General features: G+C 59.6%; 11 protein-coding genes. 4 read left to right on the top strand and 7 right to left on the bottom strand.

Annotation, left to right across the window (positions count from 1 at the left end):
- The first annotated feature begins 3 nt into the window (after positions 1–3).
- Both QO005_RS00445 and QO005_RS00440 read left to right on the top strand, forming a co-directional pair.
- Entirely contained in the window at positions 4–858 is an 855-nt protein-coding gene (locus QO005_RS00445) for an MBL fold metallo-hydrolase (RefSeq protein WP_307156007.1), read from the top strand.
- Positions 859–914: 56 nt separating this feature from the next.
- Complete coding sequence (locus QO005_RS00440; RefSeq protein WP_307156006.1) at positions 915–2,699, top strand: chloride channel protein; 1,785 nt, start codon at positions 915–917, stop codon at positions 2,697–2,699.
- A gap of 105 nt (positions 2,700–2,804) precedes the next feature.
- Here the strand turns inward: QO005_RS00440 and bla are convergent, their stop codons facing one another.
- The 3 genes from bla to QO005_RS00420 all read right to left on the bottom strand — a co-directional run bounded on the left by bla (position 2,805) and on the right by QO005_RS00420 (position 5,953).
- Complete coding sequence (gene bla / locus QO005_RS00430; RefSeq protein WP_370877992.1) at positions 2,805–3,650, bottom strand: class A beta-lactamase; 846 nt, start codon at positions 3,648–3,650, stop codon at positions 2,805–2,807.
- Between the two features lie 317 nt (positions 3,651–3,967).
- On the bottom strand, positions 3,968–5,377 hold the full coding sequence (gene glnA, locus QO005_RS00425; protein WP_307156005.1) for a type I glutamate--ammonia ligase: 1,410 nt from the start codon (positions 5,375–5,377) through the stop codon (positions 3,968–3,970).
- Between the two features lie 237 nt (positions 5,378–5,614).
- Positions 5,615–5,953, bottom strand: a complete 339-nt coding sequence (locus QO005_RS00420; RefSeq protein WP_007601055.1) for a P-II family nitrogen regulator — start codon at positions 5,951–5,953, stop codon at positions 5,615–5,617.
- 334 nt (positions 5,954–6,287) lie between these two features.
- On the opposite strand from QO005_RS00420, the gene QO005_RS00415 reads away from it, so the two are divergent.
- Positions 6,288–7,805 carry an NAD(P)H-hydrate dehydratase gene (locus QO005_RS00415; RefSeq protein WP_307156004.1) on the top strand — a complete coding sequence of 506 codons (1,518 nt, stop codon included), beginning with the start codon at positions 6,288–6,290 and terminating at the stop codon, positions 7,803–7,805.
- Here the strand turns inward: QO005_RS00415 and QO005_RS00410 are convergent.
- The 3 genes from QO005_RS00410 to uvrA all read right to left on the bottom strand — a co-directional run bounded on the left by QO005_RS00410 (position 7,773) and on the right by uvrA (position 13,481).
- Positions 7,773–9,428 carry a Na/Pi cotransporter family protein gene (locus QO005_RS00410; protein WP_307156003.1) on the bottom strand — a complete coding sequence of 552 codons (1,656 nt, stop codon included), beginning with the start codon at positions 9,426–9,428 and terminating at the stop codon, positions 7,773–7,775. The genes QO005_RS00415 and QO005_RS00410 overlap by 33 nt on opposite strands.
- 271 nt (positions 9,429–9,699) lie before the next feature.
- Entirely contained in the window at positions 9,700–10,497 is a 798-nt protein-coding gene (locus QO005_RS00405) for a DUF72 domain-containing protein (protein ID WP_307156002.1), read from the bottom strand.
- A 62-nt stretch (positions 10,498–10,559) separates the two neighbouring features.
- Positions 10,560–13,481 (bottom strand): excinuclease ABC subunit UvrA, encoded by a 2,922-nt coding sequence (uvrA, locus tag QO005_RS00400; RefSeq protein ID WP_307156001.1) that lies wholly within the window; start codon positions 13,479–13,481, stop codon positions 10,560–10,562.
- A gap of 263 nt (positions 13,482–13,744) precedes the next feature.
- Here uvrA and QO005_RS00395 point away from each other — a divergent pair, with 263 nt between their 5' ends.
- The gene (locus tag QO005_RS00395; RefSeq protein ID WP_307156000.1) at positions 13,745–14,278 is read left to right on the top strand and encodes a single-stranded DNA-binding protein; all 534 of its coding nucleotides are present in this window, start codon (positions 13,745–13,747) and stop codon (positions 14,276–14,278) included.
- Positions 14,279–14,371: 93 nt separating this feature from the next.
- Here the strand turns inward: QO005_RS00395 and QO005_RS00390 are convergent, their stop codons facing one another.
- Positions 14,372–15,001: a MarC family protein gene (locus QO005_RS00390; protein ID WP_307155999.1), complete on the bottom strand. Its 630-nt coding sequence runs from the start codon at positions 14,999–15,001 to the stop codon at positions 14,372–14,374.
- Between the last annotated feature and the right edge of the window lie 147 nt (positions 15,002–15,148).

The raw sequence follows: 15,148 nt of genomic DNA, 5'->3' as shown, positions 1-15,148 counted from the left end.
GGAATGCATTACAGGCGCCGCTTCACCATTCTGGGCTGCTCGTCCTCACCGGGCGTGCCGCGGATCAATGGCGATTGGGGTGCCTGCAATCCGGACAATCCAAAGAACCGCCGCAGCCGTGCGGCTTTTCTGATCGAGCAATTTGCCCCCGATGGCGGGGTGACGACCATTGTGGTCGATACCGGGCCGGATTTCCGCGAGCAGATGATCCGTGCAGGCGTTACCGCCATCGATGCCGTGGTCTATACCCATGCCCATGCTGATCACTTGCACGGCATCGATGATCTGCGCGGCTATTTCATCACCCAGCATCACCGCATTCCGATCTATGCCGAGCCGGAAACCATGCGCCGTATAGCCGATGGTTTCGGCTACTGCCTGGAAACGCCCGCAGGCAGCGGCTATCCGCCGATTGTCAGACCGCAGGTGCTGGACACGCTGGGCGAGCCCTTTTCCATAGAAGGCGCAGGCGGCGCAATCTCACTCACGCCCTTTGGGCAGCAGCACGGCGATATTCTGTCCCTGGGCTTGAGAATTGGCGATGTCGCTTATTGCAGCGATGTCAGCGACTTTCCGGAGGAAAGTCTGGCGCATCTTAACGGGCTGGATGTGCTCATCATCGATGCCCTGCAATATAAGCCGCATCCCAGTCACCTGTCGCTTGCGCAATCGCTGGAGTGGATCGAGCGATTGCAGCCGAAGCGGGCCATTCTTACCCACATGCACACGCCGCTGGATTATGATGCGGTGATGCGTGAGACGCCGGATCATGTGGAACCGGCCTATGACCAGATGCAGTTTGAATGCCTCATTGACAGTGAGGCGAGTGCGCCCGCAAGTGTCGGGGCCTGCCCGTAAGCGGGGCACGAAAAGACAATCTTAAAGAGGCGTGAGCCTTAATCTGTGAGCCGCAGATGCTGAACAAGCCCTACCAATCTCCCAGCACATCCAGTTTTCTGGATAATCTGCGGCTGTCGCGGCTGAATTCCCTGCTGCGGCGGGGGGAAATCGGCCTGGTCATCCTGGCGGCGCTGGTCGGGGTGATGGCGGGTCTGCTCGTGGCTCTCGTCAGTTTTCTCAGCAATAGCCTGCACCGGCTGATCTTCGGTGTCGATGGAACGCTGAGCGGCAGCAATATCACCGGCCAGATCGTGCTGATTGGTCCGCTGGCAGGCGGCGTCATTCTCGGGCTGATTTTCTTCATTCTGTCGCGCACCCGCAAGAAACCGATGATCGACCCGATCGAGGCGAATGCGCTGCATGGTGGACGCCTGTCCTTGACAGACAGTATCATTGTTTGCGTCCAGAACATCATTTCCAACGGCTTCGGGGCCTCCGTCGGGCTGGAGGCCGGTTATACGCAGATCGCTTCCGGGGCTGCCTCCAAGCTTGGCGTGAAGCTGAAGCTGCGGCGCGCCGACTTGCGGCTGATGGTGGGTTGCGGCGCAGCGGGCGCCATTGCCGCCGCCTTCGACGCGCCGCTGACCGGCGCTTTTTACGCCATCGAACTGATTATCGGCTCCTATACCGTGATGTCGCTCGCCCCGGTCATTGTGTCGGCGCTGGTGGCCAGCATGGTCGCCAATCAGATCTCCGAACACGGACTGGTCTTTGAGATTGGCGGCGTCGATGCCATCACGCCGCCGGATTATGTGCCCGCCATCGTGCTCGGCATTCTTTGCGCCGCCATCGGCATCGCGCTCATGCAGGCGGTGTCCTTTATCGAGGAAACGGCGCGCAAGAGCGCTATCGCGCAACCTTTCCGGCCCTTTATCGGTGGCTTTATCGTCGGGCTTCTGGCACTGGTATCGCCGCAGGTGCTGTCGGGCGGCCATGGCGCACTGCATTTGAACATGAGCAGCGAGGCAAGCCTTTGGGCGCTGGGGTCGCTCTTCCTGCTCAAAGCGGTGGCCAGCGCCGTCTCCATCGGTTCCGGGTTTCGCGGCGGCCTGTTCTTCGCTTCGCTGTTCATGGGCGCATTGATCGGCAAGATTTTCGCCTTCGCCGCACCGCTTTTTCATGGCGCCAGCGTCGAACCCGCCGTCTATGCCGTCGTCGGCATGAGCGCCTTTGCCGCTGCCGTGATCGGCGGGCCGCTGACCATGACCTTCCTGGCTCTGGAACTGACCGGAGATTTTCCCATTACCGCGCTGGTGCTGGCTGCCGTCATCACCACCTCGCTGGTGGTGCGGGTTTCCTTCGGCTACTCCTTCGCCACATGGCGCTTTCACCTGCGCGGAGAAACCATTCGCAGCGCCCATGACGTGGGCTGGGTGCGCGATCTGACCGTGGGCAAGATGATGCGCGCCGATGTGCGCACCGCCAAGGTGAGCATGGGGCTGGAAGCCTTTCGCAAGCAGTTTCCGCTGGGCTCGACCCAGCGGGTGATCATGACCCGCGACGATGGCCGCTATGCGGGTATTATTCTCGTGCCTGAAATCTATGCCGATCCCCTCGAACGCAGCAGTGAGGATGTCAGCCTGGAGCGCTTCCTGCGATACCAGAAGGATGTGCTGCTGCCGACCATGAATGTGAAGCAGGCCGCCGCCCTGTTTGATTCCACCCAGAGCGATGCGCTTGCCGTCGTCAATGACCGTGTCGAAAACCGCCCCGCAGGCCTGTTGACCGAAAGCCATACCCTGCGCCGCTACAGCGAGGAGCTCGACCTGAGACGGCGCGAGGCGGCCGGGGAGTTCTGAGGGTTAGAGCATAATCCGACCGGAGTGAAACGAGGATCGACAAGATTATGCTTCCAAAATAAAATGTTAGAGCGCCGATCTGATTCAATCAGATCGAAAAGCGCTCTAATTCCTGTAGGTTTCAGCAATCGCCTTGCCGATCTCCGCAATGGCCTTGTTTCGCTCATCCATGCTGGCCTTGGTGCCGGTGATATAGACGACAGCCACCAGCGGTGCGTGGTGCGATGGCCAGATCACCGAGACGATGCCGCGTGTGCCATGGCCTCCGGCTCCGGTCCGGTCGGCAATCCGCCAGTCCTTGGGAAGACCGGCGCGCAACAATGGCCCGGCCACCTCATCGGCGATCAGCCATTGGGTCAAGGTTGCGCGGGAAGCCTCTGGCAGTGCCTGCCCAAGCACCAGCTTTTCCATGGTTGCGGCCATGGCGGCAGGGGTCGTGGTATCGCGTGGATCGCCGGGCTTGCCTTCGTTCAGCGTGGGTTCGGTGCGGTCGAGGCGGGTACGCTTGTCGCCGATACTGCGCAGGAAGGCCGTTACGGCCTTTGGTCCACCCACGGCCTCCAGGACTTTGTTTGCCGCCGTGTTATCGCTGGTGCGCAGGGTGATGGCGCAGAAATCCGCGGCACTTGCGGATTTTCCAACCATGTCCTTGGTGACCGGCGCATACTCCATCAGGTCGGATTGCTGGACGGTCAGCATTTTTCCCGAAACCGCATCGCCACCCTTGAGCAGGGCGGCGCAGGCCAGTGCCTTGAAGGTACTCGCCATTGGGAAAGCTTCCTCAGCCCGGTAGGAGACTGTCTGGCCGTTGCCGGTGTCGTGAACCACGAAGCCGATCCTGGCCTTCAGCCGTGTCTCGGCGGCCTTCGCCGTGGTCAGGACAGGGCTCTCTGCCGACGTCTCCGCCGCCTGGGCGGGGGCCGACATTGCCAGAACGGCCATCAGCGGCATGACGATCCCGAAATTCCGTGTGCTCATCCTGCTCTCCTCCACTGCCAGGTTGATGTGCGTGACCGGAATGGCAGCGGAATGTGGCTGGTTTGGGAGCATTCTGGTTTAGGGTGTGTGGGGATTCAGTTTTGGGGGAGGCGAAAACGGTGATTTTCGAGAACCGGAGCGGATTGTACTTAAGTTACATGAGCCTAGGTAAGCGCAGGAAATTGCCGTTTGCAGCCCGCCCAAAGCTGAATCCCCACACACCCTAGGAGCATGAAAGAAAAGGCCGGCAGTTTCCCGCCGGCCTCAAAAATCTCCGTGAGCCAGATCGCTCAGGCAGAATAGTACATGTCGTATTCCACCGGATGCGGCGTCATTTCGAAACGCATGACTTCCTGCATCTTCAGCTCGATAAAGGCATCGATCTGGTCGTCATCGAACACGCCGCCAGCGGTCAGGAACTTGCGGTCCTTATCCAGGCTTTCCAGCGCTTCACGCAGGCTGCCGCAGACCGTCGGGATCTTCTTCAGCTCCTTCGGCGGCAGGTCATAAAGATCCTTGTCCATGGCCTTGCCGGGATGGATCTTGTTCTTGATGCCGTCGAGACCGGCCATCAGCATCGCGGCGAAGGCGAGATAGGGGTTGGCGGTCGGGTCGGGGAAGCGAACCTCCACGCGCTTTGCCTTCGGGTTGGAGCCAAAGGGAATGCGGCAGGAGGCAGAGCGGTTACGGGCCGAATAGGCCAGCAGCACCGGCGCTTCGTAACCCGGCACCAGACGCTTGTAGGAATTGGTGGACGGGTTGGTGAAGGCGTTGATCGCCTTGGCATGCTTGATAATGCCGCCGATGTAATAGAGGCAGGTTTCCGACAGGCCGGCATATTCGTCACCGGCGAAGGTGGGCTTGCCGTCTTTCCAGATCGACTGGTGAACGTGCATGCCGGAGCCGTTATCGCCGAAGATCGGCTTCGGCATGAAGGTTGCGGTCTTGCCATAGGCATTGGCGACCTGATGCACGACATATTTGTAGATCTGCATCTTGTCGGCATTGCGGACCAGCGTATCGAACTTGATGCCAAGCTCGTGCTGGGCGGCGGCCACTTCGTGGTGGTGCTTTTCCACGACAACGCCCATTTCGGCAAGGACCGTCAGCATTTCGGAGCGCATGTCCTGGCAGCTGTCGACCGGGGGAACCGGGAAATAGCCGCCCTTGACGCGCGGACGGTGGCCGAGATTGCCCGTTTCATAATCGGTGTCGTCGTTGGACGGCAGTTCGGTGGAGTCGAGCTTGAAACCGGTATTGTAGGGATCGGCCTTGTACTTCACGTCGTCGAAAATGAAGAATTCCGCTTCCGGACCCACGAAGACCGTGTCGCCGATACCGGAGGCCTTCAGATAGGCCTCGGCCTTCTTGGCCGTGCCGCGCGGATCGCGGTTATAGGCCTCGCCGGAAACCGGATCGAGAATATCGCACATGATCACCATGGTGGACTGGGCGAAGAAGGGGTCCATATGCACTGTATCGACATCCGGCATCAGCACCATGTCGGACTCGTTGATCGCCTTCCATCCACCGATGGACGAGCCGTCGAACATCACGCCGTCGGCGAACATGTCCTCGTCTACACAGCAAACATCCATCGTCACATGCTGCAACTTGCCCTTGGGGTCGGTAAAGCGCAGGTCCACGAATTTGACGTCGTTGTCCTTGATCTGCTTGAGAATGTCATTTGCGGTCGTCATTTATTCTGTTCCTCGATTGAGATGACGATTTTTAAAGACCGGCCTCCCTGTGCCGGCCCCAGTGCAAAGGGCCGGTTCCGGCCCCCAAAGTGCTTTCAACAGTTATTATTTGGCTTGAAGTGGCTTGGGTCCACCCCAGGAAAATCGTGCCGAAAACAGGTTCCCTCGTTTCGGTCCGATGTTTCAGCAAGATCATGCAATTGCGGAAAAGAAATGGTCCTCCCGAAAACGCAAGCGTCAGATAGCGTCCACACCTGTTTCGCCGGTTCTGATCCGGACGACTTCCTCGATATTGGAAACGAAAATCTTGCCGTCGCCAATGCGACCGGTTTGCGCAGCATTGCGAATGGCGTCGATGACGGCCTCGACGTTTTCGTCGGCGAGAACCACTTCCACCTTCACCTTGGGCAGAAAATCCACCACATATTCAGCGCCGCGATAAAGCTCGGTATGCCCTTTCTGACGCCCGAACCCCTTAGCCTCAGTGACCGTAATGCCCTGCAAACCGACTTCCTGAAGGGCTTCCTTCACTTCGTCCAGCTTGAAAGGCTTGATGATCGCTTCGATCTTTTTCATGAGAAAATGTCTCTCCGCTTCCCTCATTGATGCAGGATTATCCTGTTCGCCCTGCGATGATGCACATGCCGTGCCAATTCGGTGCGCGAATTGCGAAAAAAATTGAAGATCACCCGCATTGCGTTCGCAGTTTTGCCCAAAGCCGTGCAAAATACCAGAGGTCGCCTGCGGTTTTTTGTGGGTGGTCCGAGAATGGTTTTGCTGAAGAACTATTCAGTGATGGTCGAAATATGTGCATAAAAATGCATATCAAATATGCATTTGCTTATTTTTGGGTCATATTAGAAATATCATTGCCCTTGCTCTTTGCCTCTGCTTTGGCTTGAATAGCGGCATGCGCACAAAAGCTTTTCATTTTCTCCTTTCCCCACAGGCCATGGCACGCGTCGATCAGGCTGCAGCGTCTTCCGGCATGGACAGCTACGGCCTGATGCAAAGGGCAGGCGAAGCGGTGGCCGCCGCTGCGCTGAAGCGGTTTCCGGGCGCCCTGCGTTATGCCGTTCTGTGCGGGCCCGGCAACAATGGCGGTGATGGCTATGTGGCGGCAGCGGCCTTGCATCGCGCCGGAGCCATCACAAATGTTTTTCATCTTGGAGAGCCGGAGCGGCTGAAGGGTGATGCCGCGCGCGCGCGCCTTGCCTGGAATGGGGATAGCGAGCCGCTTTCGGCCTACCAGCCCATGGAGGGAGATGTCGTTATCGATGCGCTGTTCGGCGCAGGGCTGGCGCGGGCTGTCGATGCCGCTGTGGCAAGGGCGGTCGAAGCGGTGGAGCAGGCCGGGTGTCCGGTGTTGGCGGTCGATCTGCCCTCCGGGGTGGATGGGCTCACCGGGGCGGTGCTGGGTGCGGCCTTCCAGGCCAGCCATACCGTAACCTTCATGGCGAAGAAGCCGGGCCATCTGCTTTTGCCGGGCCGCACCCTTTGCGGCACGCTGGAGGTGTTCGATATCGGTATTCCGATGCGGCTGGTGGCGGGTGAGGCGGGGACCCTGGCGGAGAACCATCCGGATCTCTGGCGGGCCAGCCTGCCACGCCTCAGCGGCGCTTCGCACAAGTTTCGTCGCGGGCATCTCACCGTGTTTTCAGGTCCTGCCAGCGCCACGGGGGCTGCCCGGCTCTCCGCCATGGCGGGGCTGAAGGCTGGGGCAGGGCTGGTGACCCTTGCTGCGTCCGGATCGGCCCTGCTCGTCAATGCCAATCACACGACGGCCATCATGGTGAAGCGTCTGGAGGGGCGGGAGGACCTGGATGCCTATCTTGCCGATCCCCGCATGGCGGCCTTCGTTCTGGGGCCGGGATTTGGGGTGGGTGACAAGGCCCGCGATTTTGCCCTGGCGCTGAAGGAGCGGGCTCTGGTGCTGGATGCGGATGGCTTAACCTCGTTCAAGGAGGATCCTGCGGCGCTGTTTGGTGCCTTTGCCGGGGGGCAGACGCGGCTGGTGCTCACGCCGCATGAAGGGGAGTTTTCCCGATTGTTTCCGGACCTGGCCGCCGACGAAAGCCTGGGAAAGGTGGAAAAAGCCCTGACGGCGGCTGCCCGCGCCCATGCTGTCCTTGTCTGCAAGGGGGCCGATAGCGTAATCGCGAGCCCTGACGGGCGCGCTGTCATCAACACCAACGCCCCGTCAAGTCTGGCAACAGCCGGATCCGGCGATGTTCTCGCAGGCATTATCGGCGGATTGCTGGCGCAGGGAATGCCGGCCTTCGAGGCAGCATCAGCGGGCGTCTGGTTGCATGGCGATGCTGCCGCACGCGCACGTACCGCGCTGACGGCGGAAGACCTGGCGCTCAATGTGCAAACGCAACTCTCTGACAAATCCTCAGGAAGCCTCGACCAGTCTCGTCTGCCTTAGCATGCCGTTGTTTTCCAGCAGCGGGTAGCCGATAGACACGAAGAGGGAGTTCAACTCCTTCAGATCGCGCATCGTATCCAGATGCAGGGAAGAGGATTCGAAGCTGGCGATATTGCCGCTGCGCAACCGGTGCATATGGCTTTCCTCGCTGCGCTTGACCATGCCGCGCAGCGCTTCCTTGCTGGCCACAAGCTGGCGGGCGTGTTCGACATCGCGGGTCAGTAGCAGATTGAAGGCTAGCCGGGCGTTTCGTGCCACCTCTCCATGCATGCCGGTGAGTTCAGACCAGCCCTCCTCGGAAAAGGCAGTGTTGCGGGCATGTTTTTTCTGGGCGCGTGTCAGCATGTTCTGGGAAATGATGTCGGCGGCCTGCTCCAGCCGGATGGCGGTGTTCAGCAGGTTCTGCGATTGCTCCAGCAGGTTTTCATCCATCTGCAGGCGTGAAATCCGGGCCAGATAGAACTTCACATCGCGATGGATCGCATCGATATCATCGTCCAGCGCCTGAATACGCTGCATTTTCTGATCGTCCCAGCGCTGGTAGAGGTCGAAAATGCCGTTGAGCATGATCTCCGTCTTGTCGCAAAGCGTCATCATTTCCCGGGTGGCGTTGCTGAGTGCCTGGCGCGGCATGTCCAGATCGTCCGGATTGAGCGCAGACAGCCGCTTTTCCGTCAGCGTCACCGGCTCGGCGGGGATCAGCCATCGCTCCAGAGCTGCCGCCACCGGTCCGCAGAGCGGCAAGCCCGCCAGGGCGGCCAGGGCGTTCAGGCCGATATGGGCCATGACCACGGCATTGCCCGGATGGGGCGTTACCGAGGTCGGATCGAACTGCACGGCATATTGCAGGGCCAGCACCCAGAGCGTGGTGCCACCCCGAATGACCACATTGCCCAGGGGCACCACGCGGGCGGCGGGGTCGGCATTCTTGGTCAGGATAGCGCTGATGACCGAACCGCCAAAATTGATGCCCAGCACCAGCGGAATGATCAGTTCGGGCGGCAGCAGATGGCGATCGGCCAGCGAGGCAACCAACAGGATCGTCGCGACGCTGGAATGGAACGCCCAGGCAAGAAGGGCTGCAAACAGAAAGGCGCTGATCCAGTCGCGTGCGAGATAATTGAAGATCATCGGCACGACGTCACTGTGCCGCAGCGGATCGGAGGCCTCGCCGATCAACTTCAGCGACAGCAGCAGCAAGCCGAGACCGAAGGCAATGCGGCCCAGTTGCCGCGAGGCGCGCCCCTCCGACGCCCGAAACAGCACCGTGCCGGTCAGCAGCAACAGCGGAATGAGCAGCGACATATCAAAGCGCAAAACCCAAGCGATGAAGGCCGAGCCAATATCGGCGCCAAGGATGGTCGCAATGCCGATGGCGCTGCCGACATAGCCGCTGGCGACGAAGGAAGAAAGAATGAGCGCTACGGCAGTGACACTTTGCAGGGCAACAGCAAAGACAAAGCCTGCTCCGGCTGCGGCAAACCGATTACGAAGCGCAATGCGCATGCCGTTTTTCAATATCGGACCGTAGGCGCGCTCGATGCCGGTGCGCACCATGCGCGTTGCCCACAGCAGGAGAGCCACCGCTCCGGCGAGATTGATGAAGACCGAAATACCCGACATCTGCCCATCCAATCTGCGGCTGCCTGTCCGCTCCTGCTGCCTGCCGAGGTTTGATAATCCGCGTATTTCCACGAGAGTCCAATGGGGATTTTCCCGCCTGGAAATCTGCGAAAACAACAAGCTTACCAAACCTCCATCACTTCGCGTGCCCGAGGGCGACCGTGAAACGATTCATAGCGTCATGGTGACATGCTAATATTGCCCAAACCTTCCTTCGGTCTGGCAGTTCGGATTTTTGTGGGTGATGGCCTGTTGAAAAAACAGGAAAGTGTCAGTTCACGCGCTCTTGCAGAAGGCGAGCACCGTGTGGCGCATTCACCTTGCCGCCTGTGATGAAGAAGGCGAAAACGTCGCGGGGGCCGGGTGCGGCAGGAGCGTCCCGGGCAATCAGCGGAAGATCATCCGCTGCTTGGCCTTCCGCATAGCTTTTCAACCGCTTCGCCCAGAGATCGACCTCGGCTTCCGGGTAGCAGGTCTTGATCTCGTCCTCGCCCTTCTGGAGGCGGGCATAGACGAAATCGGCGGTCACATCGGGAAACATGGGATAGTCATGGTGGTCGGCACACACCGCCGCGACGTTGTGTCGACGCAGAAGACTGATGAAATCCGGGCTGAGAAAGCTTTCATGCCTCGGTTCCACCACATGCCGCAATGGCAAGCCCTCAAGCGTTTTCGGCAACAATTGCAAAAAAGCCTCGAAATCCTCCGGCTCGAATTTCTTTGTCGGCATGAATTGCCAGAGGATGGGGCCGAGATGGCCGCCAAGTTCCGCAATGCCCTGATTGAGGAATTTCTCGATGGAAGGCCCGGCTTCCGCCAGCACCTTGCGATTGGTGCAATACCGGCTGGCCTTCAGCGAAAAGATAAAATCCTCCGGCACTTCCGAAGCCCACTTGGCAAAGGTCGCGGGCTTCTGGCTGGAATAATAGGTGCCGTTGACTTCAATGGCGGTCAGTTGGCGGCTTGCATGCTCCAACTGCCGTTTTTTCGGCAGGCTGGCGGGGTAGAAGCTTTCGTCCCAAGGCTCAAAGGTCCAGCCGCCAATGCCCGTTCTGATCCTGCCAACCATGCGCTACCCTCTCATTATGCCTGCCTGTACGGAAATACCGTCACGACCTATCCGGTGAGCTCTTACTCCGCCGCTTGTCTCTTCTTCACCGGTCGCCGATCCAGAAGCTCCTTCAGGAACTGGCCGGTATAAGACGCCTTGACCTTCACTACATCTTCCGGAGTGCCTTCGGCGACAATCGTGCCGCCGCCATCTCCGCCTTCCGGGCCGAAATCGATGATCCAGTCCGCTGTCTTGATGACTTCGAGATTATGCTCGATCACCACCACGGAATTGCCCTGGTTCACCAGTTCCTGCAACATTTCCAAAAGCTTTGCGACATCGTGGAAATGCAGGCCCGTGGTCGGTTCATCAAGAATATAAAGGGTGCGGCCGGTCGAGCGCTTTGACAATTCCTTGGCCAGCTTGACGCGCTGCGCCTCACCCCCCGACAGTGTATTCGCCTGCTGGCCGACCTTGATATAGCCAAGACCGACATCGTAAAGCGCCTGCAACTTGTCACGCACGGCAGGAACTGCGGAGAAGAACTCCACGCCTTCCTCCACCGTCATGTCCAGCACATCGGCGATGGATTTACCCTTGAAGGTGACATCCAGGGTCTCGCGATTGTAACGCTTGCCGTGGCAGACATCGCAGGTGACATAGACATCCGGCAGGAAGTGCATTTCGATCTTGATGACGCCATCGCCCTGGCAGGCCTCGCAGCGCCCGCCCTTGACGTTGAAGGAGAAGCGGCCTGGCTGGTAGCCGCGCGCCTTGGCTTCCGGCAGACCGGCGAACCAGTCACGGATGGGGGTAAAGGCGCCGGTATAGGTGGCCGGGTTGGAACGTGGCGTGCGACCGATCGGCGACTGGTCGATATCGATGACCTTGTCGATGAATTCGAAGCCGTCGATACGCTCATGTTCGGACGGATTTTCCCGCGCGCCCATGATCCGCCGCGCGGCGGACTTATACAAAGTTTCGATCAGGAAGGTGGACTTACCGCCGCCTGAAACGCCGGTGACAGCGGTGAACACGCCGAGCGGGATGGAGGCCGTGACGTTTTTCAGATTGTTGCCCTTGGCCCCAACCACCTTGATCTGCTGGCCTTTCTTGGGCTTGCGCCGCTGGGATGGCACAGCTACGCCCAACTCACCGGTCAGATATTTGCCCGTCAGGGATTTCGGATTGGCCATGATTTCCTGGGGCGTACCCTCAGCCACCACCTGACCGCCATGAATACCGGCGGCAGGGCCGATATCCACCACGTAATCCGCTGTCAGGATCGCGTCCTCGTCATGCTCGACGACGATGACGGTATTGCCAATATCCCGCAGGTGTTTCAGCGTGTCGAGCAGGCGGGCATTGTCACGCTGATGCAGGCCGATGGAGGGCTCATCCAGCACGTAGAGCACACCGGTCAGCCCGGAGCCGATCTGTGAGGCAAGACGGATACGCTGGCTCTCGCCGCCGGACAATGTGCCGGAGGAGCGCGACAGGCTGAGATAATCCAGCCCCACATCATTGAGGAAGGTCAGCCGTTCGCGAATTTCCTTGAGAATGCGCGTGGCAATCTCATTCTGTTTGTCCGTCAGCTTGCCGGGCAATTCATTGAACCAGCCCCCGGCCACGCGGATCGACATTTCCGTCACCTGACCGATGTGCAGCCCATTGATTTTCACCGCCAGTGCTTCAGGCTTCAGACGGAAGCCGCTGCAGGCCGGGCAGGGGGCGGCGGACATATAACGCTCGATCTCCTCCCGCGCCCAGGCGCTGTCGGTCTCCTTCCAGCGCCGTTCAAGATTGGGCACGATGCCTTCGAAGGTCTTGGAGGTGGTATAGGAGCGGGAACCGTCGGAATAGTTGAACTCCACGGCCTTGGTCGTGCCGTGCAGAATGGCCTTCTTCGCCTCGTCGCTCAGTTCGGACCATTTGCTGGTGAGCTTGAAGCCGAAAACCTTGCCCAGGCCTTCCAGCGTCTGATTGTAATAAGGCGAGGTGGACTTCGCCCAGGGCGCGATGGCACCGTCCTTCAGACGCATAGCCTGATCCGGCACGATCAACGCTTCATCGATCTTCTGCTGAAAGCCCAGACCGTCACAGGTGGGGCAGGCGCCGAAGGGATTGTTGAAAGAGAAAAGACGCGGCTCGATTTCCGGAATGGTGAAGCCCGAAACCGGGCAGGCGAATTTTTCCGAAAACAGCACGCGCTCATGGGTTTCGTTCAGCGACTTGTTGGCGGAACCGCCCGCCGAGGTTTCTTCCGGCGGCAGCGGCTTGTCGGCAAATTCCGCCACCGCCAGGCCATCCGCAAGCCGAAGGCAGGTTTCCAGACTGTCGGCCAGACGCGTGCCAATATCCGGGCGCACCACCACGCGATCCACGACCACGTCGATGTCATGCTTGTATTTCTTGTCCAGCGCCGGAGCCTCGGCGATTTCGTAGAACTGACCGTCGATCTTGACGCGCTGGAAGCCCTTCTTCATCAGCTCCGCCAGCTCTTTCTTGTACTCGCCCTTCCGGCCCCGGATCATCGGGGCCAGAATATAAAGCCGCGTTCCTTCCTCAAAGCCGAGCACGCGGTCCACCATCTGGCTCACCGTCTGGCTTTCGATGGGCAGCCCCGTGGCTGGGGAGTAGGGGACGCCAACACGCGCAAACAGAAGGCGCATATAATCGTAGATTTCAGTGACCGTGCCGACGGTTGAGCGCGGATTGCGCGAGGTGGTTTTCTGCTCGATGGAAATGGCCGGAGACAGACCCTCGATCTGGTCCACGTCCGGCTTCTGCATCATTTCCAGAAACTGGCGGGCATAGGCTGAAAGGCTCTCGACGTAGCGGCGCTGCCCTTCGGCATAGATCGTATCGAAGGCGAGCGATGATTTGCCAGATCCCGACAGCCCCGTCATCACGATGAGGCTGTTGCGCGGCAGGTCCAGATCCACGTTCTTCAGATTGTGTTCGCGCGCACCGCGCACACTGATGGTCTTCAATTCGCTCATGACAGGCTCGATCGGTAGGAAAGCGATGGGAGAAATCGCTCCTTATGTAGTCATGGGAGCCGTGCTGTCGAGGCAGCGACAGCGAATTTGCTCCCGGCTTTGAGAATCCGTTGACACCACTATAGCGGATCTCTAGAACAAAAAAAGAACATTTTTCGTTGTGGATTACGCCCGCGGAGGGTGCCCCTGCCGGGCCGGGATGGGCTAAGGTTAAAACTGATTAAGTTTTGCAGCCGCGCATGCGCGGCAATGAGGTGAGTATCATGGCAGGAAGCGTCAACAAGGTGATTTTGATCGGCAATCTCGGGGCTGACCCGGAAATTCGCCGGACGCAGGACGGCCGGCCGATTGCCAATCTGCGCATCGCCACCTCTGAAACCTGGCGGGACCGTAATTCCGGCGAGCGCCGGGAAAAGACCGAATGGCATACCGTGGTCATCTTCAACGAGGGTCTCTGCAAGGTGGCTGAACAGTATTTGAAGAAGGGCTCGACCGTCTATGTCGAGGGTCAGCTTCAGACGCGCAAATGGCAGGATCAGAACGGTAATGACCGTTACTCCACCGAGGTCGTGCTCCAGGGCTTCAATTCCACGCTGACCATGCTGGGTGGCCGTGGTGATGGCGGCGGTGCAGGTGCTGGCCGCGGCGGCAATGATTTCGGCGGCGGCGGTGGTTATGACGATTACGGCATGGCGCCGTCCTCGGGTGGACGCGGCGGTTCGTCCGGCGGCGGCCGCGGATCCTCTCAGCCGTCAGGCGGTTTCTCCAGCGATCTGGATGACGATATTCCGTTCTGAGATTGTCCTTGATGCTTGATGCTTGATGCTTGATGCTTGATGCTTGGGGCGCCCGGGAACGGGCGCCAACCCATCTGTGCAAGCGACATCCGGTCAAAGCGCGAAGGCTGATTTCACGCCATCAACGACGAATTGCACCGACAGCGCGGCGAGGATGACGCCGAGCAACCGGGTCAGGATGGCGCGGCCCGTGAAGCCCAGGAATCGGTCCAGCCTGTCGGCGATCAACAGCGAGCAGAAGACGGCCAGGACGCTGAGGGCGATGACGGCCAGCAGTTCGATCCGCCCCACGGCGCCGGGCAGTGAGCCTGCCAGCAGGATGGTTGCGGAGATGGCGCCAGGCCCTGCGATAAGGGGCAGGGCCAACGGAAATACCGCGATATTGTGGACGTGATCGCGGGTGATGGCTTCTTCCGATGTCTTTTCCTTCCGCTCATTGCGCTTTTCGAAAATCATCTCGAAGGCGATCACGAAAAGCATCACGCCACCGGCGATGCGGAAGGCCCCCATGGAAATGCCCAGCGCCGATAGAATGCTGGCGCCGAGCAGGGCAAAGACGGCAAGAATGCCGAAGGCGATGATGCTGCCGCGAACGGCGACCTGCTTGCGCTGGCTTCTGCTCATCCCGCGCGTGAGGCCGAGGAACAGGGGTGCGAGACCGGGCGGATCGAGCGTCACCAGCAACGTGGTGAGCGCGTTCACCAGCAGTTCGATCGTCGTCATTGTCCTTCTCCTTCACACTGCTGCGCCTGAGGAGGGCGCGATCCTGCATCCTGGCATCAAAAAATTCGAAATGCCTTGTTTAATCCGTAAAAGCCTGTTCAAAACATGCGCGAAAATTGGCGCTGAGGGACCCTTTCGGCTATAAAA

Origin of the sequence: Allorhizobium paknamense, assembly GCF_030815125.1 — a bacterium.
Classification (GTDB): Bacteria; Pseudomonadota; Alphaproteobacteria; order Rhizobiales; family Rhizobiaceae; genus Allorhizobium; species Allorhizobium paknamense.
The sequence above is the reverse complement of the archived record's forward strand: the minus strand, read 5'-3'. Positions and strand labels throughout refer to the sequence as shown.

Coding starts and splice junctions, on each gene's coding strand:
- QO005_RS00445 (WP_307156007.1), top strand. CDS start 4: ATGCATTACAGGCGCCGCTTCACCATTCTGGGCTGCTCGTCCTCACCG.
- QO005_RS00440 (WP_307156006.1), top strand. CDS start 915: ATGCTGAACAAGCCCTACCAATCTCCCAGCACATCCAGTTTTCTGGAT.
- bla (WP_370877992.1), bottom strand. CDS start 3,650: ATGCCGCTGATGGCCGTTCTGGCAATGTCGGCCCCCGCCCAGGCGGCG.
- glnA (WP_307156005.1), bottom strand. CDS start 5,377: ATGACGACCGCAAATGACATTCTCAAGCAGATCAAGGACAACGACGTC.
- QO005_RS00420 (WP_007601055.1), bottom strand. CDS start 5,953: ATGAAAAAGATCGAAGCGATCATCAAGCCTTTCAAGCTGGACGAAGTG.
- QO005_RS00415 (WP_307156004.1), top strand. CDS start 6,288: ATGCGCACAAAAGCTTTTCATTTTCTCCTTTCCCCACAGGCCATGGCA.
- QO005_RS00410 (WP_307156003.1), bottom strand. CDS start 9,428: ATGTCGGGTATTTCGGTCTTCATCAATCTCGCCGGAGCGGTGGCTCTC.
- QO005_RS00405 (WP_307156002.1), bottom strand. CDS start 10,497: ATGGTTGGCAGGATCAGAACGGGCATTGGCGGCTGGACCTTTGAGCCT.
- uvrA (WP_307156001.1), bottom strand. CDS start 13,481: ATGAGCGAATTGAAGACCATCAGTGTGCGCGGTGCGCGCGAACACAAT.
- QO005_RS00395 (WP_307156000.1), top strand. CDS start 13,745: ATGGCAGGAAGCGTCAACAAGGTGATTTTGATCGGCAATCTCGGGGCT.
- QO005_RS00390 (WP_307155999.1), bottom strand. CDS start 15,001: ATGACGACGATCGAACTGCTGGTGAACGCGCTCACCACGTTGCTGGTG.